The organism is Chlorobium sp. (genome assembly GCF_036528655.1).
GTDB lineage: Bacteria > Bacteroidota > Chlorobiia > Chlorobiales > Chlorobiaceae > Chlorobium.
Window position 1 is genome coordinate 23,921 of sequence record NZ_JAIGND010000023.1, and the last position, 22,751, is coordinate 46,671.

The 22,751-nt window shown below is 52.8% G+C and carries 20 protein-coding genes; 8 read left to right on the forward strand and 12 right to left on the reverse strand.

All coding sequences use genetic code 11. The features are described 5' to 3' along the window. Positions 1 to 21: 21 nt before the first annotated feature. A complete protein-coding gene (locus K4305_RS06585) occupies positions 22 to 738 on the reverse strand; it encodes a S24 family peptidase (protein WP_331561607.1) in 717 nt (238 codons plus the stop codon). Positions 739 to 954: 216 nt separating this feature from the next. Between K4305_RS06585 and K4305_RS06590 the strand changes: the two genes are divergently transcribed. After that, complete coding sequence (locus tag K4305_RS06590) at positions 955 to 2,178, forward strand: M20 metallopeptidase family protein (protein ID WP_331561608.1); 1,224 nt, start codon at positions 955 to 957, stop codon at positions 2,176 to 2,178. Between the two features lie 115 nt (positions 2,179 to 2,293). Here K4305_RS06590 and K4305_RS06595 read toward each other — a convergent pair whose 3' ends face one another. Continuing rightward, positions 2,294 to 3,268 (reverse strand): class II fructose-bisphosphate aldolase, encoded by a 975-nt coding sequence (locus tag K4305_RS06595; RefSeq protein WP_331561609.1) that lies wholly within the window; start codon positions 3,266 to 3,268, stop codon positions 2,294 to 2,296. 136 nt (positions 3,269 to 3,404) lie between these two features. Here K4305_RS06595 and K4305_RS06600 point away from each other — a divergent pair, with 136 nt between their 5' ends. Next, positions 3,405 to 5,498, forward strand: coding sequence for a carboxy terminal-processing peptidase (locus K4305_RS06600; protein ID WP_331561610.1), 2,094 nt, complete (start codon positions 3,405 to 3,407; stop codon positions 5,496 to 5,498). Positions 5,499 to 5,569: 71 nt separating this feature from the next. On the opposite strand, the gene argH is transcribed toward K4305_RS06600, so the two are convergent. From argH to argC, 7 genes are all read right to left on the reverse strand, one after another. Continuing rightward, positions 5,570 to 6,952 (reverse strand): argininosuccinate lyase, encoded by a 1,383-nt coding sequence (gene argH / locus K4305_RS06605; RefSeq protein ID WP_331561611.1) that lies wholly within the window; start codon positions 6,950 to 6,952, stop codon positions 5,570 to 5,572. Between the two features lie 104 nt (positions 6,953 to 7,056). Then, positions 7,057 to 8,259, reverse strand: a complete 1,203-nt coding sequence (locus K4305_RS06610; RefSeq protein ID WP_331561612.1) for an argininosuccinate synthase — start codon at positions 8,257 to 8,259, stop codon at positions 7,057 to 7,059. Between the two features lie 18 nt (positions 8,260 to 8,277). After that, positions 8,278 to 8,724 carry an arginine repressor gene (locus K4305_RS06615; RefSeq protein ID WP_331561613.1) on the reverse strand — a complete coding sequence of 149 codons (447 nt, stop codon included), beginning with the start codon at positions 8,722 to 8,724 and terminating at the stop codon, positions 8,278 to 8,280. A 9-nt stretch (positions 8,725 to 8,733) separates the two neighbouring features. After that, entirely contained in the window at positions 8,734 to 9,753 is a 1,020-nt protein-coding gene (gene argF, locus K4305_RS06620) for an ornithine carbamoyltransferase (RefSeq protein WP_331561614.1), read from the reverse strand. Positions 9,754 to 9,773: 20 nt separating this feature from the next. After that, complete coding sequence (gene argB / locus K4305_RS06625) at positions 9,774 to 10,670, reverse strand: acetylglutamate kinase (protein WP_331561615.1); 897 nt, start codon at positions 10,668 to 10,670, stop codon at positions 9,774 to 9,776. Positions 10,671 to 10,723: 53 nt separating this feature from the next. Next, entirely contained in the window at positions 10,724 to 11,959 is a 1,236-nt protein-coding gene (gene argJ, locus K4305_RS06630; protein WP_331561644.1) for a bifunctional glutamate N-acetyltransferase/amino-acid acetyltransferase ArgJ, read from the reverse strand. Between the two features lie 77 nt (positions 11,960 to 12,036). After that, complete coding sequence (gene argC / locus K4305_RS06635) at positions 12,037 to 13,068, reverse strand: N-acetyl-gamma-glutamyl-phosphate reductase (protein ID WP_331561616.1); 1,032 nt, start codon at positions 13,066 to 13,068, stop codon at positions 12,037 to 12,039. Positions 13,069 to 13,291: 223 nt separating this feature from the next. Between argC and K4305_RS06640 the strand changes: the two genes are divergently transcribed. Genes K4305_RS06640 through K4305_RS06655 form a run of 4 tightly spaced genes read left to right on the forward strand, consistent with a single transcriptional unit; the run spans position 13,292 to position 18,022 of the window. Then, complete coding sequence (locus K4305_RS06640; RefSeq protein WP_331561617.1) at positions 13,292 to 14,248, forward strand: substrate-binding domain-containing protein; 957 nt, start codon at positions 13,292 to 13,294, stop codon at positions 14,246 to 14,248. 4 nt (positions 14,249 to 14,252) lie between these two features. Next, complete coding sequence (locus tag K4305_RS06645) at positions 14,253 to 15,482, forward strand: GGDEF domain-containing protein (RefSeq protein ID WP_331561619.1); 1,230 nt, start codon at positions 14,253 to 14,255, stop codon at positions 15,480 to 15,482. Then, positions 15,479 to 16,753, forward strand: coding sequence for an FtsX-like permease family protein (locus K4305_RS06650; RefSeq protein WP_331561620.1), 1,275 nt, complete (start codon positions 15,479 to 15,481; stop codon positions 16,751 to 16,753). Before K4305_RS06645 ends, K4305_RS06650 begins: the two co-directional genes overlap by 4 nt. A gap of 15 nt (positions 16,754 to 16,768) precedes the next feature. Continuing rightward, a complete protein-coding gene (locus tag K4305_RS06655; protein ID WP_331561621.1) occupies positions 16,769 to 18,022 on the forward strand; it encodes an ABC transporter permease in 1,254 nt (417 codons plus the stop codon). Positions 18,023 to 18,061: 39 nt separating this feature from the next. Here the strand turns inward: K4305_RS06655 and K4305_RS06660 are convergent, their stop codons facing one another. Both K4305_RS06660 and K4305_RS06665 read right to left on the reverse strand, forming a co-directional pair. After that, positions 18,062 to 18,226 carry a rubredoxin gene (locus K4305_RS06660; protein WP_331561622.1) on the reverse strand — a complete coding sequence of 55 codons (165 nt, stop codon included), beginning with the start codon at positions 18,224 to 18,226 and terminating at the stop codon, positions 18,062 to 18,064. Between the two features lie 13 nt (positions 18,227 to 18,239). Then, positions 18,240 to 18,692, reverse strand: coding sequence for a GNAT family N-acetyltransferase (locus tag K4305_RS06665; protein ID WP_331561623.1), 453 nt, complete (start codon positions 18,690 to 18,692; stop codon positions 18,240 to 18,242). Positions 18,693 to 18,867: 175 nt separating this feature from the next. Between K4305_RS06665 and K4305_RS06670 the strand changes: the two genes are divergently transcribed. Both K4305_RS06670 and K4305_RS06675 read left to right on the forward strand, forming a co-directional pair. Then, positions 18,868 to 19,347 (forward strand): lipocalin family protein, encoded by a 480-nt coding sequence (locus K4305_RS06670; protein ID WP_331561624.1) that lies wholly within the window; start codon positions 18,868 to 18,870, stop codon positions 19,345 to 19,347. A 149-nt stretch (positions 19,348 to 19,496) separates the two neighbouring features. Then, the gene (locus K4305_RS06675) at positions 19,497 to 20,141 is read left to right on the forward strand and encodes a TMEM165/GDT1 family protein (RefSeq protein WP_331561625.1); all 645 of its coding nucleotides are present in this window, start codon (positions 19,497 to 19,499) and stop codon (positions 20,139 to 20,141) included. A gap of 39 nt (positions 20,142 to 20,180) precedes the next feature. Here the strand turns inward: K4305_RS06675 and K4305_RS06680 are convergent, their stop codons facing one another. Then, positions 20,181 to 22,733, reverse strand: a complete 2,553-nt coding sequence (locus tag K4305_RS06680) for an ATP-binding protein (protein WP_331561626.1) — start codon at positions 22,731 to 22,733, stop codon at positions 20,181 to 20,183. Between the last annotated feature and the right edge of the window lie 18 nt (positions 22,734 to 22,751).

Genomic DNA, 22,751 nt, shown 5'->3' on the forward strand with positions numbered 1-22,751 from the left:
TCTCTCCTGCAATGAAGCCGTTCAGTAACTTCTCAGTGCGGCAACCACAACCCCGTGAATCCTGAAGTCCGAGTCTGCAGTGACCGGAATAGGACGGTAGGCAGGGTTTTCGGGCAGCAAAGTAACTGCGCCGCCTTTTTCGATGCTGAGCGTTTTTACAGTCATTTCGCCATTGATGCTTGCTATAACGACCTGGCGGTCCTTGGCTGTCTGTTTGGCTTCGACCACGAGCGTATCGCCAGGCATGATGCCGATGCCGATCATGCTTTCGCCGTTTACCCGAAGCGCAAAGAGCTGTTTTTTGCCCTGTATCCAGGACGCGGGTATATCGATATGCTCTTCGATTTCGCTGCTGACCGGATCGGGATAGCCTGCGGCAACGGCTTCGAGATAAAGGGGAACAGTGGCAGTGAATTTTTTCTGCTGCAGGTCTATCTGCATGATTTTTCCGATCCGGGATTCAAGTCGAAGCAGGCGGGATTCAAGGCTCCCGTTTTCGGCTTGTTGTGCGCCATTTTGCGACATATTGCCGCTGCCGGTCATCAGCCATTGGGAATCAACGCCGAACTCGCTGCATAAAAAGTAAAGTGCGCCGGCTTTCAGTTCCCCTTTGTCGTGCTCGATTTCCGACACCCTGTTACCGGAAAGACCGATCTTTCTGCCGAAATCCCGCTGGTTGAGTCCGGCATGGCGACGGACTTTCCTGAGCCTTTGACCGAACGATGAAGTTTCCTTCATGATCTCTCCGGTTTGTCGTATAATAATAATCGATATACCGATATAATAGCCAATATTCTTCGGAAAACCGAATATTATTGACGGAAACAAAGCCGGGACTGCACGATTTCCATTTAGCAGGATATTTTGTACTTTGTCTGAATGCTTGTTTCGTCCGCCCTTATGCATTAATTCCTTTCAGTCTCTCTGCATTTCCTCTTTAAGAAGGTTGTAGTTATGTTTGAACGAAGAGATAATCCTCTTGCTTCGCGTATTCGGGAAGAAGCTGAACGCATTTATCCTGAAATCGTCGATCTTCGCAGGGCCATCCATGCCTGTCCCGAACTTTCCTACGAGGAGTTCCGGACTACTGCAAGTATCGAGAAATATCTGAGAGCCATCGGCATCGAACCAGAGCCGCCATTTCTTGAAACAGGGGTGACGGCTATCATAAAAGGATGCGGTACGGCCATCGCCGGCAGGCGGCGATCTCTTCTCGCTCTCCGGGCCGATATCGATGCGCTTCCGGTAAACGAGGAGAACAGCCATGCTTTCTGCTCGCGGGAGCCGGGCAAGATGCATGCCTGCGGACACGATATGCATACGGCAATGCTGCTCGGTGCGGCAAAAATACTTTTAACGTTTCGTTCGGAACTTAATGGCGATGTACTGCTGATATTCCAGCCTGCCGAAGAAAAAGCACCTGGCGGCGCCAGACCGCTTATCGAAGCCGGGCTTTTCGAGCGGTTCCAGCCTCAGGCGATTTTCGGGCAACACTGTTTTCCGAGCGTGGAAGCTGGAACGGTGGCGCTCTCAGGCGGCAGTTTCATGGCAGCGACGGATGAGATCTACATAACCGTCAACGGCCGAGGAGGGCACGCTTCCGCACCGCATAAGGCAGCAGATCCGGTTCTTGCCGCGGCGCATATCATAACGGCAGTTCAGCATCTTGTGAGCCGCGTCGCGCCGCCGCATGAACCCGCTGTCGTTTCCATAGCCTCGATTCACGGCGGAAACGCTCCCAACGTTATTCCTTCAGCAGTTGCCATGTCAGGCACCATGCGCACCATGAACGAATCGCTGCGTACCAGGCTTAAAGAGCGGCTGCTCGAAACGGTTACGAGTACGGCTTCGGCCCTGGGCGTGAGTGCGGAACTTGAAATCAGGACAGGATACCCGGCGCTTATCAACGATCCGGCCATGACCGATGAGGCAGAGGGTTACTGCATCGAGTTTCTTGGCAAGCAGAATGTAAAGCAGAGCGAGCCGCTGATGACCGCAGAAGATTTTGCATACTACCTGCAGCAGATTCCCGGGACATTCTGGCAGATCGGAACGGGTGACGGCCAGGCGGAGCAGCGGGGGAACACCCTGCACTCTTCGACTTTCGATCCGGTCGAAAACGTGCTTGCAACTGGTTCGGGCTTGCTGGCTTATACAGCACTGCGTTTTTTTATGTGATTTTGACACTCGCCCCCCCGACAGGTCGGGAGATTATTTTTCTTCTGCTACAACGACAAAGCGCTCCGGGGAGGAGCGCTTTGTCAAGATGTGTTCGTGACGAATCTGCGACCGGTCAGGCTTTGCCGTTCGATCCGAGCACGTTCATGATCTTGTGGATGTAGAGCTTTTTCAGCGCATCGCGTGCTGGACCGAGATATTTCCTGGGATCGAACTCTTCGGGTTTTTCGTCGAGCACTTTGCGTATGGCGGCGGTCATGGCCAGACGTCCGTCAGAGTCTATATTGATCTTGCAGACCGCAGACCCGGCTGCAAGGCGAAGCTGATCTTCGCTGATTCCGATGGCGTCCTTGAGCTTTCCGCCGTGTGCATTGATGGTTTCCACAAGATCCTGGGGCACGGATGATGCGCCGTGCAGCACAATGGGAAATCCGGGAATACGGCGCTCTATTTCGGCAAGAATATCAAGACGGATTTTCGGATCCTCGCCTGGCTTGAACTTGAAAGCTCCGTGAGACGTTCCTATAGATATGGCCAGGCTGTCGACGCCGGTTTTCGATACGAAGTCCTCGACCTCTTCCGGCTGGGTATAGGTGTGGTGTGCAGAAGAGACCTCGTCTTCGATGCCTGCAAGCACGCCGAGTTCACCTTCGACGGTTACGTCGAACTTGTGGGCATATTCTACAACTTTTCTTGTCAGTGCGACGTTTTCTTCATAGGGAAGGTGTGAACCGTCGATCATGACCGAGGAAAAACCTGAAGCTATGCAGTCGCAGCAGAGTTCGAAACTGTCACCGTGGTCCAGGTGCAGCACGACCGGCACGGGCGTACCGAGTTCAGCAGCAAATTCCACGGCTCCACGGGCGAGATGCTTGAGAAGCGTTGCGTTTGCGTAGCTTCTTGCTCCTTTTGAAACCTGCAGGATTACCGGCGAAGCGGTTTCCGCACAGGCCATGATGATCGCCTGGAGCTGCTCGAGATTGTTGAAGTTATATGCCGGAATGGCGTAACCGCCTTTAACCGCTTTTGCAAAAAGATCGCGACTGTTGACGAGTCCCAGTTCTTTATAGCTTACGGGCATCTTTTCCATAGGAAGGTTTTGCTTAATTGTTATTTTTCGTCGGAATATTTACAGGCATCACAAAAATTATGCGGTTTACTGCCCGTTAATATAATATAATTGTCAACTCATTCAAGAACACACAAGCTTACCCGTCGCATATACCATGGATTATCGTACTCCGGCCATAATAAAAAAAGGCCTGATCGTTGTTATTGTTTCAATCGGCTGTTCGGCTTCAGCAATAGGCAAAAATACGAAACCCGTCGTACCGGCGGTTTCCGTTGTACAGCTTAAGCCGACGGCGACTCAGCAGACTGCCGGAAAGTACGTCGCGCAGTACCTGATCAGAAACCATTTCCGCAAGGTTTCGGTCAACGACTCCCTTTCACAGCAGATGTTCAGGAGGTATCTCGAACATCTTGACGGCAGCAAAAGTTATTTTCTCGCAAACGAAGTGGAGTCTCTTCGGAGGAGTTACGGTAACCGGCTCGATAATGAGTTTCTTGAAGGGAAATCCAATGCGGGATTTGCCATCTACAATCTTTTCCTGAAAAGGGCAAAGGAAAAAATGCAGTTCATGAAATCCGCTGCCGGAACTGCACGGTTCGATTTTTCCGTTTCCGAGACGCTCGATCTCGACAGAAAAAATGCACCCTGGCCTGCTGACCGCAAGCAGTTGCAGGCTCTCTGGATGAAAGAGCTGAAGTACCAGTGGCTGAACATGAAATATTCCGAAGATACCGATAAATCGATTCGAGCCGAGCTGTCGAAAACTTATACCAATCGCCTGAAGCTGCTTAACCAGCAGAAACCGGATGATGCCTTCCAGGCTTATATGTTTGCGGTCACCACATCTTTCGATCCGCATACCAATTATTTCTCTCCGGACGAGTTCGAGAATTTTCAGATAGATCTCAGCCGTTCGCTCGAGGGTATCGGTGCGAAACTGCAGATGGAGAGCGAGTATACCGTCGTCAACGAAATCATTCCCGGAGGCCCTGCATCCAGAAGCAATCTGCTTAAGAAATCCGATCGGATTATCGGCGTCGGGCAGGGACCGACGGGAGAGATCGTCGATGTGAGAGGATGGAGAATCAACGATGTGGTGAAACTTATCAGAGGGCGGAAGGGGAGCGTTGTGAGGCTGCAGATCTATCCCGCGAGTCAGGCGGGAAGAGGGCCGGCTAAAATCATCAGGCTTGTACGTGACAAGGTGGATCTTCAGGAGCAGGCTGCGCGAAAAAGCGTCATAGAACTCGATAACAGAAAAATCGGAGTGATCAGCATTCCGTCGTTTTATCTCGATTTCGAGGGCCAGAAGCTTAACGTCAATAATTACAACAGCACAACCAGAGACGTTTCGAAAATCCTCAACGAGCTCAGCAGCGCCGGAGTGGATGGTCTGATCATAGATCTTCGGGACAATGGCGGAGGATCTCTCGAAGAGGCCGTAAACGTTACAGGCCTGTTCATTTCAGGAGGTCCCGTGGTACAGATAAGCAATTCATCGGGCGGGAAGATGGTGCTGCGCGACGAAGACAAAAGGGTGCTGTATAACGGTCCTCTTGCGGTGCTGGTCAACAGGTACAGCGCGTCTGCTTCGGAAATTTTCGCTGCGGCGATCCAGGATTACGGAAGGGGGGTTGTTATCGGTGAAAGAACCTTCGGCAAGGGCACCGTCCAGAGTATCGTTAAATTGAATCGTCCATTCAGCATTCTTTCCAAGCAGACAGATCTCGGTCAGCTGAAATTGACGGTAGCGAAATTTTACCGAATATCGGGCGGCAGCACCCAGAACAGGGGGGTTACTCCGGATATTGCGATTCCCTCACTGATCGATACGGCATCTATCGGCGAGGATACTTACCCGAGCAGTCTTCCCTGGAGCACCGTTTCCAAAACCTTCTATCGTCCTGTAGGCGCCGTTTCGCGGGAAGATATTGAACAACTGAGGAAGAGCTATGACCTCTCCTACCAGCAGGGGCACAGCAGCAGGGAATATCTCCAGGACGTGGGCATCCTGAACCGGATCAGAAAAAGAAAAACGGTGTCTCTGAACGAGGCGGCTTACAAGGCGGAAAGCAATGAGCTGAAGCGAATCGAAAAACGGTGGACGACTGAAGAGGATTCCGTCAGGGACAGCAGCAAGGACTTTATGCTGAACCGGTCTGCAGAAATCATGAATGGCTTCATAGGCATAAAAAAACAAAGCCAGGCCGGAACGCCCGCCCGAAGGCAGATTTCAATGAGACGGTAAATCGAAACACTGTGTAAACGAAAAAAGCGGAAGAATCTTCCGCTTTTTTCGTTTACGTTTGATACCGGTTTTCAGATCAGGGATTTCGCCTCGGCTATCTGTCGTTCGACGGAAAGAAAGGAACAGCTGCCATGGGTCTGTTTTGCCTTTATGCTCGCTTCGGGTTTCAGGGCATCATAGATATCGCTGTCGAACAGTTCAGAAAAGGTTCTGTACTCGTCGAGAGAGATTTTCGGTAGCGTCTTGCCTGTGGCGATGGAGAAGGTGACGATTTTTCCGGTTACGCGGTGCGCGTCGCGGAAGGGAAGCTGCTTTCTGACCAGATATTCGGCAATTTCCGTTGCGAGGCTGAGATCTTCGGCGGTAAGTTTTGCAAGGCGCTCCTCCCTGAGCGTGGTATGCTCGAGCAGTTTCGTGAAAATGGTAATGCTGTCGATGGTTGATTCCGCGCTGTCGAAAAGGGGAGGCTTGTCCTCCTGCATGTCGCGATTGTAGGAGAGCGGCAGCCCTTTCATGATGGTGAGCATGGTGATTAGGCTGCCGTAAACCCTTCCGGTTTTTCCCCTGACAAGTTCGGCGATATCTGCGTTCTTTTTCTGCGGCATGAGCGACGAACCTGTTGCGAAAGCATCGCTGATTTCAAGGTAGCCGAACTCGTAGGAGCTCCAGAGAATGAGGTCTTCGGAAAAGCGCGACAGGTGCATCATGATCATGGCGCAGGCGGAGATGAACTCTATGATGATGTCGCGGTCGCTGACGGCGTCGATACTGTTTGAAAAAACATCGTCGAAACCGAGCAGCTCGGCGCTTCGTTCCGGATTGAGGGGCAGCGTGCTGCCTGCAAAAGCCGCAGCGCCGAGCGGAGAGATGTTTACCCGTTTGAGCAGATCCTCAATCCGTTGGCGATCGCGGCGGAACATGTTGAAATACGCAAGGTAGTAGTGTCCGGCTGAAACAGGCTGGGCTCGCTGCAGATGGGTGTAGCCGAAAATGATGGTTTCCTGATAGGTTTCGGCTTTCGATACCAGCGTCTGCTGCATCATTTTCAAAGCCGCGTCGAGAGTGCGGATCTGCCGGCGCAGATAGAGCCGCGTATCAGTTGCTACCTGGTCGTTGCGGCTTCTTCCCGAATGGATCTTGCCCGCAGTAGCTCCGATTTTCTCTTTGAGGCGGTTTTCTATCACCGTGTGGATATCTTCGTCTTCCCAGTGCGGTACCAGCTGACCCGATTCGAGCTCTGTTTCGATCTCCTGCAATCCCTCGATAATCTGCTCGGCTTCATCCTTGCCGATAATGCCCTCTTCGGCAAGCATGGTGACGTGGGCTGTGGAACCCTGTATGTCCTCTTTGTAAAGGGCCTTGTCGATGTGGACGGATGATGAGAATCGAAGTGCGTCACGGTCGAACGGTTCCGAGAAGCGGCTCTGCCAGAGAAGTTCTTTCTTGTTACTCATGAATGCGGTCGTGTGGTTTGGGAAATGCTGTGTCAGTGGGATTGTGGTCGCGGCAAAACCGCGTGGACTCCGGTATGGAGCCCATGCGGTATCGTTATGACGGATCAGAGGCCGGGATTGACCTGGCTGAAGGTTTTCATGCCGAGGCCGTACAGGTGAATGAACCCTGCCGCCGCCTTGTGGTTGAACGTGTCTGCTTCGGTATAGGTTGCAAGTTCCTCGTTGTAGAGCGAGTTGGGTGAGTTTCTGCCGAGCAGCGATACGCCTCCTTTATAGAGTTTCAGGCGAACCATGCCGGTCACCGGCTTCTGGGTTTCGTCGACGAACGCATCGAGCGCTTTGCGTATCGGCGAGAACCAGGTGCCGTTATAAATGATGTTGGCATAGTCCTGGCTGATGTTCTTCTTGTACTGGAAGACCGTCTTTTCAAGCGTAAGCCGCTCCAGCTCGCGGTGTGCGAAGTGCAGGATGGTTGCTGCCGGTGCCTCGTAAATTTCACGCGACTTGATGCCGACCACGCGGTTTTCGATCATGTCGAGACGTCCGATGCCATTTGCAGCACCGATGTCGTTGAGTTTCTGGATCATGTCGAGTCCGCTCATGCGCTCGCCGTCGAGAGCTGCCGGTATGCCTTCCACAAATTCGATCTCCACCGCTGACGGAGTATCGGGCGCATTTTCCGGAGAGGTGGTGATCTGGTAGGCATCCTCGGGAGGCGTCACCATGGGATCTTCGAGCACGCCGCATTCGATGCTGATGCCCCATATGTTCTCGTCGATCGAATATGGGCTTTTCTTCGTGGCCGATACAGGTATGTTGTGTTCGAGTGCATAGGCGATCTCGGCTTCGCGCGAGGTGAACTCCCATTCGCGCAGCGGGGCGAGAATTTTCAGGTGGGGAGCGAGCGCTGCAAAGGTCACTTCGAACCGTACCTGGTCGTTTCCTTTTCCGGTACAGCCGTGGGCGAGCATGGTGCAGTCCTCTTCGAGGGCGGCATCGACAAGCGCTTTGGCAAGCAGCGGTCTGCCGAGCGCCGTTGCCAGCGGATAGACATCCTCATAGAGCGCGCCGGCTTTCAGGGCACGCCAGATATACTCTTCGACGAAGGTTTTACGCAGATCTACGAACCTGAACGCGGAGGCTCCGGTAGAGAGCGCTTTCGATTCGAGGTTCTCGATCTCTTTGGTCTGGCCGAGGTTGCCTGTTACGGCAACGATCTCTGCGTCGTATTTGTCTTTAAGCCATTTGATCATAACGGAGGTGTCGAGTCCTCCGGAGTAGGCGATGGCGATTTTTTCCTTGCTCATACGTCAGCGTATTGGTTATCAGTTTTTTGAAAGATTTTCTTGAATATAGGATATCACCTGCGAAATCTGCGATACCGAAGAGGGAATGACAAGCACTGTATCGTCACCGGCGATGGTGCCGAGGATCATGGGGTTTTTCAGCTGGTCGATGAACGATCCCACGCCATGTGCCCTGCCGGTAAGGGTTCTGACAATGATGGTCGTCTCGTTCGAGTGCAGGGAAAGCACCTCCATACCTACCAGTCCCTTGATGATGTTGCCGGGATTCTCTTCCGGAAGCATCAGCCGATATCCTTTCATTCCTCTCGTGCGAACGAGCCCGAGCTCCGAACAGTCCCTCGAAAGCGTAGCCTGCGCCACCTTGATGCCGTTGTCTTCAAGCAGAAGCATAAGATCGTGCTGATTGCCGACCTCATAGCGGTTAAGCAGCTCCCTGATTTTCATTTGTCGTGCCTGTTTCTGCATCTCTATCGATCAGGCCTTGATTTTTTTTGCAGCATTGAGCAGCCTGTGGGTCAGATGGAATTTGCGGTACTCCTCATGGTTGAGCAGTTTGACAAGAAGCGCTTTCTGCACATGCAGCCGGTTTTCGGCTTCGTCGAGCACCACGGATTGCGGTCCGTCCATCACTTCGGCGGTTATTTCTTCTCCGCGGTGAGCAGGCATACAGTGCATGACGACTGCAGAGGATTTTGCCAGACCGAGCAGGCGGCTGTTGATCTGATAGGGCGCGAATATCCTGAGCCGCTCGTTACGCTCATCTTCCTGACCCATACTGGTCCAGACGTCGGTATAGAGCACATCGGCACCAGTTGCAGCTTCCTCGGGATCGTGTACGATTTCGATACGGCTTATGCCGGCAGCACGGGCGGTTTCGAGCAGACCGCTGTCGGGCATGTACCCTTCAGGACAGGCCAGCACGAAATGGAAGGGAAGAATACCGGCCAGTTCGATCCACGAGTTTGCAACGTTATTGCCGTCGCCGACGAACACCACCTTGACGCCTTCATGCCATAGTCCTTTCTCGTAAAGCGTAAATGCGTCGGCAAGCACCTGGCAGGGATGCGAAAGATCGGTCAGTGCGTTGATGACCGGTATGGATGCGTTTGCGGCGATTCCCTCGATGACGCTGTGCTCATGCAGCCTCGCGACGATGGCGTCGTTGTATCGGGAGAGCAGGCGAGCGATATCTTCGACGGATTCTCTCGATCCCACTCCGATCGATTTACCTTCGAGATTGATGGTGTACCCGCCAAGCTCATGAATGCCGAGTTCGAACGATACCCTCGTGCGAAGCGAAGGTTTGTTGAAAATCATTGCTACCGTCCGGTCTTTGAGCGGCAGGAAAGGATTGTCGTCCGAACGCTCTTTTCGTTTCTTTTTTATATGGAGCGAGTAATCGAACAGTTCGATTATTTTCGCGGCATCGAGGCGGGAAAAACCGAGGAAATCGCGTTTTCCGGCGTGAGCCTGTTTCAGCACCTTCTTTTCCATAAGGGTCGGCTGTTTTCTTGTTAATTGTTGTTCTGTTCGGCGATAAACTGTGTTCCCACTCCTTCGTGCGTGAATATTTCAAGCAGGAGAGAGTGTGTGAATTTGCCGTCGATCAGATGAATTTTTCCTGCACCTCCATCGAGGGTTTTGAATGCGGAAAGCACTTTCGGTATCATACCTCCGGAAATGATGCCTCTTTCGATAAAATCCGCAGCTTCGGCCTTACAGAGAGTTTTCAGGATTTTATCGCCAACCTGGATCCCCTCGACATCGCTGACGTAGATAAGCTTTTCGGCTTTGAGCGCTATGGCTATGCTGCTTGCGGCATCGTCCGCGTTGATGTTGTATATGTTGCCGTCATTGTCGAACCCGACCGGAGCGATAACCGGAATGAGACCCGCCTTGCAGAGCAGATCGATATAGGCGGTATCGATCTGCTCGACATCGCCGACAAGACCGAGTTTTTCGGCATTCGGACCCGGAACTGCACGAATGGTATCGGCATCGAATCCGCTGACCCCGACAGCCTTTCCGCCGTGCTCGCTCAGCAGCCTGACGATATCCTGATTGACTTTACCGGCAAGCGTCATCTGAACCACAGAGATCATCTCCCGGTCGGTGATCCGTTTGCCATGAACGAACTGCGAGACAAGTCCGAGCTTTTCGGCAGTCCGTGTTATGGCGTCGCCTCCGCCGTGCACCAGCACAACGTTGATGCCGACCTTTCTCAACAGGGTTACGTTCTGGGCGAAACTGTTTTTGAGCAGCTCGTCTTTCATGGCCGAACCGCCATATTTGATTACAAATGTTTTTCCCTCGAACTGTCTGATATAAGGCAGCGCTTCGATAAGCACCTGTCCGATAGCAGCCTCGGGGGCCTTTCTTGCCGAAGTCAGTTCACTGCACGAAGAGTTCATTCTCGATCTGGTATTGTTTTACTTGTTGTAAAAAGAAAAGTTCTGTTATCGCTTCAGCTCCTGTAGCTGCCGTTGATCTCGATATACTCCTTGCTCAGATCGCAGGTCCATACTGTCGCCCTGCCGGGGCCGTTTCCAAGAGAGACGGTTATCGTATAAGCCGGTTTTTTCAGGATAAGCGCAGCATCATCCTCGGAAAAAACGGCATTGAATCCCTTGGCAAGGATTGGAAGATCGTCGAAACGGATTTCTATCTCTTCCTGGTTGAATACCGCTCCGGAACGTCCGGCTGCGGCAATGATTCTTCCCCAGTTGGCATCTTCGCCGTGCAGGGCAGTTTTGACGAGCGGCGAATTCGCTATAGTGCTGGCCGCAAGTCTGGCATCCGCTTCCGAAAGGGCACCCTCGACCTTGATGCCGACCAGCTTGGTGGCACCTTCGCCGTCCACCACAATGAGTTTTGCAAGAAATGTCATGATCAGCTCCAGTGCCTCGGCAAATAAGGCTTCATCCTCGCTTCCTTCTTCGACAGCCGGCCCGATACCGCTTGCAAGAATTGAAACCATATCGTTGGTACTGGTATCTCCATCTACAGTGATGGCATTGAAGCTGCTGCTGTTGGCTCTCGAGAGGAGTCGCTGAAGCAGATCGGGCGAAACCGACGCATCGGTGGCAAGAAATGCAAGCATGGTTGCCATATTCGGGCAGATCATGCCGGATCCTTTCGCGATGCCGCTTATTCTGGCGGTTCCTCCGGAAAGGCGGACATCGATTGCGAGGTATTTTGGAAAGGTATCGGTGGTCATGATGGCTTCCGCGGCATCGAAACAGGAATTCGATGCAAGAGCCTGCGGCAGTTGCTGCATGGCATCGATGATCTTCCGCATCGGAAGCGGCTGTCCGATGACGCCGGTCGAGGCCACTATAACCTGTTCGGGATCAATGCCGAAGAGTCCGGCCGTTTCGGCAGCCATGGCCGCAGCATCGGCTTCGCCGGCGGGCCCGGTTGCGGCGTTGGCATTGCCGCTGTTGCAGATGACGGCCCGCATATAGCCGCCGCTCTGTAGAAGATGTCGTTTCGACAGAAGAACAGGCGCTGCGCAGCAGAGGTTTCCGGTAAATACGGCTGCCGCCGCCGCCGGGCGTTCCGATAGCAGCAGCATGATATCTCTTTTGTCGTACCTGATCGCCGCCGATATGCCTGCCGCATGAAATCCTGCCGGCCAGAATTCCGAATCGTCACTTCCGGCAAAAGAGAGCGGCGTCACATGCCGGGGCCACGCTGTCATCCGGGAGAGGTTTTCTATGGAGTCGTACGATTTCTTAATGTCAAGGTTCACGGCCGTCATTGCTTTAACTGTTGTAATCAGAGTAATCCGAGTGTTTCATCGAAACCGAGCATGATATTCATATTCTGAACCGCCTGGCCCGCTGCCCCTTTGAGCAGGTTGTCGATGGTGCTGACAATTACCAAACGCCCGTTTTCCGGACCGTGGGCGATATGAATATCGCAATAATTCGTCATGGCGACATGGCGCACTTCGGTCATGCTCCCGCGAACTCTCACGAAAGGTGCGCCGCTGTAGAATCCGGCGTAGAGATCGGAAACCTGACGATCGCCGAACTCCCCGTCGAACGATACGGTGAGCACCGAATAAATCCCTCGCGTAAACGGCCCTATCATGGGTGCGAAAGTGAAGTCGAAAGACGGATTCGAAGCCGATGTGCCGAGAGCCTGCATGATTTCGGGCGTATGCTGATGCTGGCCGACTTTGTAGGCCCGCATATTTTCGCTCATTTCGGAAAACGACAGCTCGGTTTTGCTGGTTCTTCCGGCTCCGGAGATACCAGAAACCGCAGTGCAGCTGACGCTTCTGACCTTTACAGAAGAATTCTTATCGAGAAACAGCGGGGCAAGTCCGAGAATGATGCTTGTCGCATAGCAGCCGGGATTGCTGACCGCTTTTGAATTGATAATATCGTCCCGACCGAGTTCCGGCAGGGCATAGGTCATCCATGCGTCCGCCGTCTTAATCTGTTTGTAGAATCGTTCGTGTTCATCCGGGTTTTTCAGTCTGAAATCTCCGGACAGGTCGATAACCCGTTTTCCTGCGTACGTAAGAGCCGGAACGAGGTTCAGCGCCTCGCCGTGCGGCAGCGCAAGGAAATAGATGTCGCTGCCGGTATCTCCCTCATAGCGCAGAAACTCCTTGCCGCACGGAACCGAAGGGTAGAGATCGGAAAAAATTTTTCCGGCCTGGGAAAAAGCGTACAGTGTATCGAGCTCCACTGCCGGATGGCGAAGCAGAAGCCGGACAAGTTCAGCCCCGGAGTATCCGGATGCTCCGATAACCGAAACCGACAGCCGTTTCGCGTCGATCGTATATCTTTGGTTCATGACCCTTTATGACGATGAATGAAAATTCCGGGTAAAATCTGCGATGATATGCTTTTTTTTCGATATTGTAAAGTGATTCAATCAGAAAAACAGGACATGTGATTCGATCAGTAATTGTTATCCTGAATATATATTCAATAAAGTGGATATGCTACGCATTTAGCGGAAAATATCAGGAACAGTGCGTAATTTTTCACATCCATGTAACAGAATCGCAGAGGTTATGGAAACGACAAGAGAAACAGGCCGTTATCGTCCGGGCGGGACGGGGCGTCATCGCTCATGTTTTTGGTGCGGATCGATGTTCATGACCGCGATACTGCTCATGCTTGTTTCGACTGGCTGCGATAAACATGCAGGCTCGGTGGCGGAGGTTCCAACGGCAACTGCCGGCGACATGCGCCTGGCCGTGGAGAGTCCGCTCCGGGAGGTTGCCCGGGATCAGGTGGAAATATTTCAGGCACATTACCCGGATGCGAACGTCGTTGTCAATACAGTGGTTCCCGAAGATATTCTCCCGACTCTGCTGAAAAAGGAGTCCGGCGCCTTGCTTATAGGCGGTTCACTGTCGCAGATCGAGGACTCGCTGCTGAACCTTCCGGCCTATAGGGCTCGAAAAGAACCGGTCGCTCGTGACGCGATAATCTGTATCGTGAACCGCAACAGCCGGGTGTGTTCGCTTTCTGTCGACACCCTCGCGATGATGCTTTCCGGAAAGTCGAATTCCGGCCGATACGGCAGACCTCTTGTTGCCGACAGGAACTACAGACTTCTCATAACGCTCCGGGATCTGCTGCATGCCGGAAATGCGGAGTTGCATGCGATGCTGGAGCGTTCGGACAGTCTTCTTGTCGCCAGAACCGCCCGCGAAGCCGGAACTGTCGGCCTGCTGTTTCTTTCTTCATACAAAACGCAGAATTTGCCTGCAGGCATCCGCGAACAGGTGCGCATCGTTCCGATTTCATCTGCTGATGACCGATCTCCGGGGGTGTTTCCGGCAGAACAGCAGGTTTATGACGGTTCCTATCCTCTTGCAACAATCGTACACTATATCTACATTCCGGGCAATCCTCTTGCAACAGGCCTTGGATCATGGCTTTCGAAGGAAGGACAGAAGGGGTTCGAGCGGAGCAGTCTCGCCCCTTTCAGGCAGATCCCGAGAACCATAATCCTGAAATAACCGCATGAACAGTTCAACTGAGACGATCAAGCCGTCCAGACTGCAGCACATAACTCTGGCCGGGACTGTATTCCTTGTTGTCGTGGGTGCCGTTACCGGCGGATTCGTGCTCTACAGAAACGCACTTGTCGAAACATTGCGCTACAAGCAGGCGCTTTATACCGATCTTGTGGCTTTCAGGGGAAAAGCCGCCGCCGGAAGTGATACCGACACCCTGGTCATGCAGTTCATGCTCGATAAAGTCCTCGAAAGCGCAGCCGAGGCAGAGGAACCCGGAATTGCAGGCTTGCTGGCACAGAAGCGTTATAAACTGAAAAATGCGTCCGCATCTGATCGGGAAATTTTTCTTCTCGCCCTTGACAGAGCGGTACTGAAGTCCGACATCGAGTTTCGTTCGGCTCTTGACGACTGTACACGCGCAAGCAATCAGTTCGTCACATCTGTTTCCCTGCTTTTTTTGCTTCTGTTCCTGTTCGTCCGAAAGGAAATCCATCGGAATTATATTATGACCCTGATTCCTTTAGAGAGACTGTCTCAAAAAATAAGCACTATGAACCGGAGCATTCCGGAAAGCGTTCGCGATACCGCCGAAGCTATCAGGAACGATCTGGCTGTTGCTCCGCACTCCTCTGAAATTTCACGCCTTACGGGGACGCTCGCTGATTTTTGTGCCGAAATAGATGCGAAAAATAAAAAGCTCGACGAGCTTTTTATTCGGGACGAAAAAACAAATCTTTACAATTACCGGCATTTCAAGGAGCATCTGATCATGGAAATCGAGCGTTCCAAGCGGGCGGGCGATCAGGTTTCGATAGCCATGATCGATCTCGATCATTTCAAGCGGTATAATGACGAACATGGTCATATAGCCGGAGACCGGGTACTGGAGCAGCTGGCAGGAATCATTGCCGAACAGTGTCGGGCATCAGACATGCCGTCCCGGTTCGGGGGAGAAGAGTTTACCGTGCTCTTTCCGCAGACGGGAACTGAAACCGCAATGCGGATTTCCGAGCGGCTCAGGCAGGTGATCTGCGCCGAGCCTGTCGCACATGAAAAACGCCAGCCGGAAGGTCGCCTGACGGTCAGCATCGGGATCGCATCGTTTCCCGCGGATGCGACGGACTGGTATACCCTGATCAATAATGCGGATCGAGCGCTTTACCATGCCAAATCGAACGGCAGAAACCAGGTTTGCGCCTTCTCGTCCATCAGCAAAAAGGAGGAGCAGGTATGAGCCCATTGCTCTATATCGCCAGGCGATTCGCATTCAGGGATCGTAAAAGCTCAAGACCGGCATTTATCGTACTTGCATCGATAACAGGCATAGCTGTCGGTACGGCTGCCCTGATTCTTACGCTCTCGATCGTCAAAGGGTTCGCATCGAGCGTTGAAAACAAACTTATCAGTTTTACCTCGCACATCCAGGTTCGCCAGGCCGACGACCGGGTTTTTGCGGCAAGCCGTTACGACCGGAGGCTGGTGGCCGGAACTCAGGGAGTGGTGTCCGTCTCTCCATTTTTTGAAAAAAGCATCATGGTCCAAGGACGCAGGAGAACTGAAAGCGAAGGAGCGGCAATAAGGCCCGCTTTACTCAAGGGGATAGCTGCCGATCAACAGGAATCCTTCCTGTTGCGATACGGTTCTCATCAAAGAAAGGGCGAGGTCAGGGCTAACGGCAGGGACGGCATGATTTCGCTTTTTCTCGGCAAATCGATGGCTGAAGCTCTTGGCGTTCAGAAAGGAGACAAACTTCTGCTTGCCGGAGTTGAGAATTCCGGAGAAGGGGGGGGGATCGGCAAAGGTGATATCGTGGCGCTGCTCTCTTCGCTCGAACTCGAAACCGGCAGGGTTGCCGGCGTCTACGAAACCGGGCTTCAGGATGGATTCGATGATGTCGTCATCCTTGGAAGTCTCGATGAACTGCAGCAGAGGTTTGGTCCCGGTATGATCAGCGGCTACGATATCGACGTTGACGATATCGATCGCATTGAATCCATAGCGCAGGAACTGGGTGCGAAGCTGAAGTTTCCCTATTATACCTACACGGTTTTCGAACGGTATGCCAATCTGTTCGAATGGCTGAAACTGCAGAAAAACATCACTCCGCTTCTTATCATTACCATTACGCTCGTAGCCGTATTCAACATCATGTCCACCCTGCTGGTACTCGTTATCGAGAAAACAAAAGAGATCGGCATGCTTGTCGCCCTCGGTCTCGAACCCGGAAAAATCAGCCGTATCTTTCTTGCACAATCCCTCCTGATCGCCCTTGCCGGCATCGGCGCAGGATCACTCATCGCTCTTGCGCTCACCCTTTTCGAACAGCGTTTTCATCTTATCAGGCTTCCTGAAAAAAGTTATTTCATCAGTTATGTTCCGCTGATGATCGATCCCTTCGATTATCTTGTCGTCGGCATGGCCGTTCTTGTGCTGACCATGTTTTTCGCGTTCATACCCGCCCGTATCGCATCATCGCTCAACCCGGGTATGGCATTGACCACCTGACAGAAACCCGACAGTATGAATACTGCTTTTTGGATAGCGCGCCGGTTCAGCTTTGCCCGCAAGCGGTTCAGGATCATCAATGTCATATCCGCCATCAGCCTTGCGGGCATAATCATCGGCGTCAGTACGCTGCTTGTCGTCATGAGCGTTCTGAACGGTTTTCAGAAGCTTGCCTTCGACATGTTTACGACGATAGAGGGAAACGTACAATTGGTCTCACGAAACGGAGGAACCATCCCTTATAACGACGCTCTTCTGAAAAGCTTAGCTGCTCTGGACGGCGTTGCCTCCGCAGAACCGTTTCTGGAAGGGGATGCGATCATATCAGGCGCAAAAAAAAGCGAACTGATCGTCATAAAAGGCATGAGCGAAAATGCCCATACTGAACTGATGCGCAATACCGGCGCTCTTCGACCTTATTTCTCCCCTGAAGGCGTTGCCGCAGGGGAGCTTCTGTCGGGGCGCATGCAGCTCGCCCCGTTCAGCGAGGTTAAGATTTTCAGCCCGGAACTGATAGGAGTAGGTCTCGAACTGCTTTCTGAACCCTATATGCTTTCGGCTCTTGAAATACCGCGCACGACATTATATTCGACGTTTTCGCTGCAGAGAATATTCGACGACCGGTATGTGCTCGCTTCGAATGAATTCGTTCGACGTGTGCTTCTGACCGGCAAAGATCGCTGTACCGGCATCGATATCCGGGGGGAAAAGGGCGTATCTGCATCAGGACTGCGCCAGAGTCTCGATACATGGCTTGCATCCGACGGCAACCGTGAACACGCTTACATGCTGAGGCCTCTTGAAAGCAAATACCACGATATCTTTGCCGTAATGGAACTTGAAAAATGGGCGAGTTTCAGCATCCTTATGCTTGTTGTGCTGGTTGCCGCCCTGAGCCTGACCGGCTCACTTGCCATGACAGCCATCGACAAGCAGAAGGAGTTGTTCTATCTCCGGTGTCTCGGCCTTGAAAAACCGCAGTTTATCTCTCTTTTCATGATCCAGGGCGGGATGACCGGTATAGCCGGAACGGCGATAGGGGCATCGATAGCATGGGCAATCTGTCGGCTGCAGGAGTTGTACGGACTGGTCGAGCTGCCTTCCAAAAGCGCGTTCATTATCGAAGCCTATCCCGTCAGTATGGAGGCAGGCGATTTTTTTGTCGTGGGCTTTACGGCCATAGCCCTTACGTTGCTTGTAAGCCTGTATCCTGCAGGAAAAGCCGCATCGATAGCCATGAGCCATTCTCTCGATACCAAGACAAACTGAAGCGCGCAGTCATGTCGGGAGTTCTGACTTAAAACGTTTTCAGGCCATAGGCTCGAAATTGCCTGCAGTTTCGTTGCAGACCGGACAGCGCCATTCCGGAGGCAGCAGTTCGAACGCTGTTCCGGGCTTCACCCGGCTGTCGGGATCGCCTTCAGCCGGATCGTACACAAAACCGCATTCTCTGCATCTCCAATATTCATGCATGGTTTTATCCTCTTCAGAACTGTTTTCTCATAACGGTCATGGATGATCGCATAAAACCTGATCGGGAGTAAAACTCCTGCGCGCGGCTGTTGTCGCCATCGGTCAGCAGGGTGATTCTGGCCAGTCCCTGCTTTTCTGCAAAAGAAATGGCGTGGCTGATGAGCATGGAGCCGATACCTGCGCCTCTGAAAGTCGGATCGACGATCATGTCTTCAAGCAGAGCGACTTTGCGTCCAAGAGCGGTGCTGACGGTAAAGAGCAGCAGCACCATGCCTTGTATGGTGCCGTCCACCGTACACACGAATACACGTCCAACCTCCGGATTGCGGACAATCATCTCAATACCGCGCTGCTGTACCGCAGCATCCGGGCGGAATTCCACCTCCTGAGAAAAAAGCGTGCCGAGCAGTTCGGCACATCTTATGCTGTCCGCAGGGTCGGCGGTTCTGACTGCAATATCATGCATTGGAGAGAATATGTATCTGTTTACGCTTTTTTCGATGAGATAATTTAACAATCGCGACGATCCATCCAAGAAGGATACAGCCGCACTCGCCTGCTGAAAGGTTGAACGTATCGACGGACTTGCAGGTTATTACAGAAAAAGAGAACGCTCTCGTCAACCTCTTTGCAATGAACCCATGATATCCCTCTTCAATCCACAAAGAAAGGCCGGAACTCCGCCGAGTACCGTTGATCAGGTCGATGTGGCCCGGTATTGCGGTACCTGGTATGAAATCTCTTCGATTCCTGCAAAAAGACAACGCAATTGCACAAAAACGAAAGCTGAATATACCCTTTCAGGTACGGCATCGGTAACGGTAAGAAACTCCTGCGTTCGGAAGGGGAGAACGGTATCGGTCACCGCTACGGCATCTCCGCTTCAGGGAAGCGGCAATGCTCATCTGAAGGTCAGGTTTTTCAGGCTCTTCATCGCGGACTATCTGGTTATCGATCTTGCCGACGATTATACCTGGGCTGTTGTTTCGAACCGTTCAGGCTCCGCGCTCTGGATCCTTTCCCGGACGCCCTATATGCATGAGGGCCTTTACGAAACGATTCTCGGCAGGTTGCGCCAACGCGGCATCGACACTTCGAGGCTTATGAAAACCGTTCAATGACCGCATGAAGATGAAAAACACCGCTTTTCATGGTTTTAAAATAAGCGCGTTTAGGTTATACTTGTCACTTTACTGAAAGACGCGTTAGGCGAAGTTGTTTCAGCGCGACAATCGGTTTCAGGAATCACATACCACTCAAGGCACCGGAAATGGATGCATTCTGGCTTTCGCTTGCTATGATTTTTCTGGCGGAACTTGGCGACAAGACGCAGCTCGTTGCCCTCACGCTTGCCACATGCTATAAAACGAAAACCGTGCTCTGGGGAATTTTCTGGGCAACGCTTGCCGTACATGTTTTTTCAGCAGCCATAGGCTGGTTCATCGGCGACAAGCTCCCTTCCGACTGGATAGGTTTCATTGCCGGCATCGCATTCATCATTTTCGGTTTATGGACGCTCCGCGGCGATCATCTCGAAGAAGGAGAAGAGAGCTGTAAAAAAACCATTCACCCATTCTGGCTGGTGTTTACGACTTTTTTCATGGCCGAACTTGGTGATAAAACCATGCTTTCGACAATTACTCTTGCTACAACCCATGCGTTCCTGCCGGTATGGATCGGTTCGACCATCGGCATGGTGCTTTCTGACGGGCTTGCCATCGTTGCAGGCAAAATGCTCGGCAAGCGTTTACCTGAAAAAGCCATACAGATCGGTGCGGCAATGGTATTCTTTCTTTTCGGCGGTTACAGCATGTACCAGGGAGGAGCCGCATTTTCGCTCAATATCTGGGGGGCAGCCATTATGGCGCTTGTCATTGCCGCATGGTTCTTTTTACGCAAACCGGCAGTAAAGTAAAACTGAACCGGGCGGAAGGCATCCGTCGCTCCAATGCTGTTATCCCTGCAACCTGTATGCCGGCAGAGCGATTGTTTCGATGCCGTTTGTTCCATCATAGGCCACTTTCCAGAATGGCAGCCAGCCGAGCGCAACGAAATGAACGGCGACATCGCTTCTTCGAGGCGCAAGCTCTTCACTGACGAGCTGCGCTTCGGGATGTTCCCATTTCATGGTAATGTTACCGACGATCGCTTTCATTTCGGCGTTTATTTTCTCCTGCTCCTCTTCGAGTGCCGTCAGGGCTTCACGTGATTCCTCGATATCGGCTTTGGCGTTTGCGGTCATTCTTCTTCTGCTGATGGCGCTGCCGATTCCCCTGGTGCTTTTTCTGCCAAGAAAAAAACCAAGCACGGTTTCTCCGAGCCCCGCAAGCTCGCTGGCTTTACGGCTCTGGTGCTCGGCTTCGTCTTTTGCCAGCTCCCGCTCCTCCTTACGTATTTTATCCGACAGGCGTTCCAGCTGTACTTCGAATTTTTTTTCGAGCGCATCGACCTCCCGATCGCGCGCTTCTCTTGCCGCCTGCTGCAGCCGTATGGCGAAATCGCGTTCGCTTTCGCCGGTCTTGCGGAAAAGACCGGTATCAGGATGGACCGAGAGTCTTAGCCTTGCGTGATAGTAGAGCCAGTCTGCAAGCGGCTGACTGAAAGATGAAATCCTTTTTGCGGTACTTGCGTTTTCGGGGAGCGGCGCAAAAAGAGCGTCCGGTTCCTGAGCTTTATCGGCAAGGCGTTCCTCCTCAATTTCCAATGACTCGCTTTTCTCCCATGTCGCAGAGCCGGAGCCTGCCGGATCGCAGACAAGCAGCATGTGCCGGCTTTCGCTGATGCCGCGTTTACGTTCGGAAAATATGACCGAGGCAGAACCTATAATCGCAGGCTCATAGACCAGACGCTGACCGGAAACGGCAGGCAGGTCTTTTCCCGTTTGTTTCTTATGAAGTTCAATGGCGGTTCGGGCATCGATGCCGATCGGCACGAACACCTGTTTCACCGAAGGATCGAGTCCCGGGGGAATCGCGGTGAACCCATACGGCAGATCGGCTTCCTCCTCTGGCAGCATCTGTTCTGAAGCCCTTACTGAAGACAGGGAAGGATCTGCGGCAGTTGAAATGATCGGGTTGGTTTGTGCCGCAACTTTTCGCGGCGCCATAAGTTTTCTGATCTGCGGCCTGGTCAGCGGTCCGGAAAGAAAGCTCATGGCCCAGCGGGTCTGAAAAACCACAGGGCGTTCATCGTGAACATTATGCATGAGAAAGACCCTGTTGCCGAGCCGGCTGATGATGCTGTCGTAATCGACCGATCCTCCCGATCCGCCGGCTTCCGCAATGGCGCTTTTCAAGCCTTCGAGCACGCGCTGCTTGTCGCGTTCAGCCTGCAGCTTGCCGATGAACCATGTGCCGGTGTTGGTGAGCCCTTTATAGTCGAGGTCCACCGGGTTCTGGGTGACCAGCACGCATCCAAGCCCGAATGCTCTTGCCTGTTTGAGCAGCGTCAGGAGCGGACGTTTCGAGGATGGTTCAGCTACCGGCGGAAGATAACCGAAAACCTCGTCGAAATAGAGAAGAGCCCTGAGACTCGACGTGCCGGACTGGGCACGTGTCCAGGTCAGCACGTTTTCGAGCAGCAGCGTTACGAAGAACATCCGTTCGCTTTCAGAAAGATGGGCAAGATAAAAAATGCTGTGGCGAGGTTTTCCATCTGTCGTATAGAGCATACGGTCGATGTCGAGCGGATCGCCTGTCAGCCAGCTCCGGAACGATGGCGAGGCTATCAGATTGTTGAATGCCATGGCAAGCTCGAACCGCTCTTTTTCCGGGTAGAAGGTGTTCACGTCGAACACGCCGACCTGCCGCATCGGAGGCGTTTGAATGCTCGTTATCAATGAAGCGAGGTCGAGATCGAGCTGCTGTTTCCAGAAGTGTTCGAAAATGCCCGAAAGTAGAATCGCTTCACGGCTTCGTGCCGGGTCGGCCTTGATGCCGGCAAGACCAAGGAGTGCGCTGACCGTGCCGCTTATCCGCTCGCGGATGGTTTCGGCATGTTCTTTGAAATCGAGACAGGGAGCGGCAAGGCTGCCGAGTATGCTCACCGGTATGCCGGAATCGGAACCCGGCGTGTAGATTGTATAATCGGCGGCTTGGCGAAGCCGGCCGATCCGTTCGGGAGAAATTCCCCATTCGGCAAGACCGTTTTTCCACTGCTCGGCGGTCGAGGCGGCAAGCTCATCGACCGTTTTTCCTTTGCGCCTCGCGTCGGCCTCATCGATCCACGGCAGAAAATCGTCCGGCAGGAGAAGGGGAAACTGCAGCAGCAGATTGGTCATGTCGCCTTTGGGATCGATCAGGATCACAGGAACGCGGTCCATTGCGGCTTCCTCGAGCAGGCCTATACAGAGTCCGGTTTTGCCGCTGCCTGTCATTCCGACGCAGACCGCATGGGTGGTGAGGTCCCGGGCATCGTAGTGCACGGGTGTTTCAAGACGCCGTCCATTCGACAGATCATATTCCGCACCGAGGTAGAATGAGCCGAGTTTTTCTTCCGGAGCCTGCATGAGTCATATGGAGTTTTT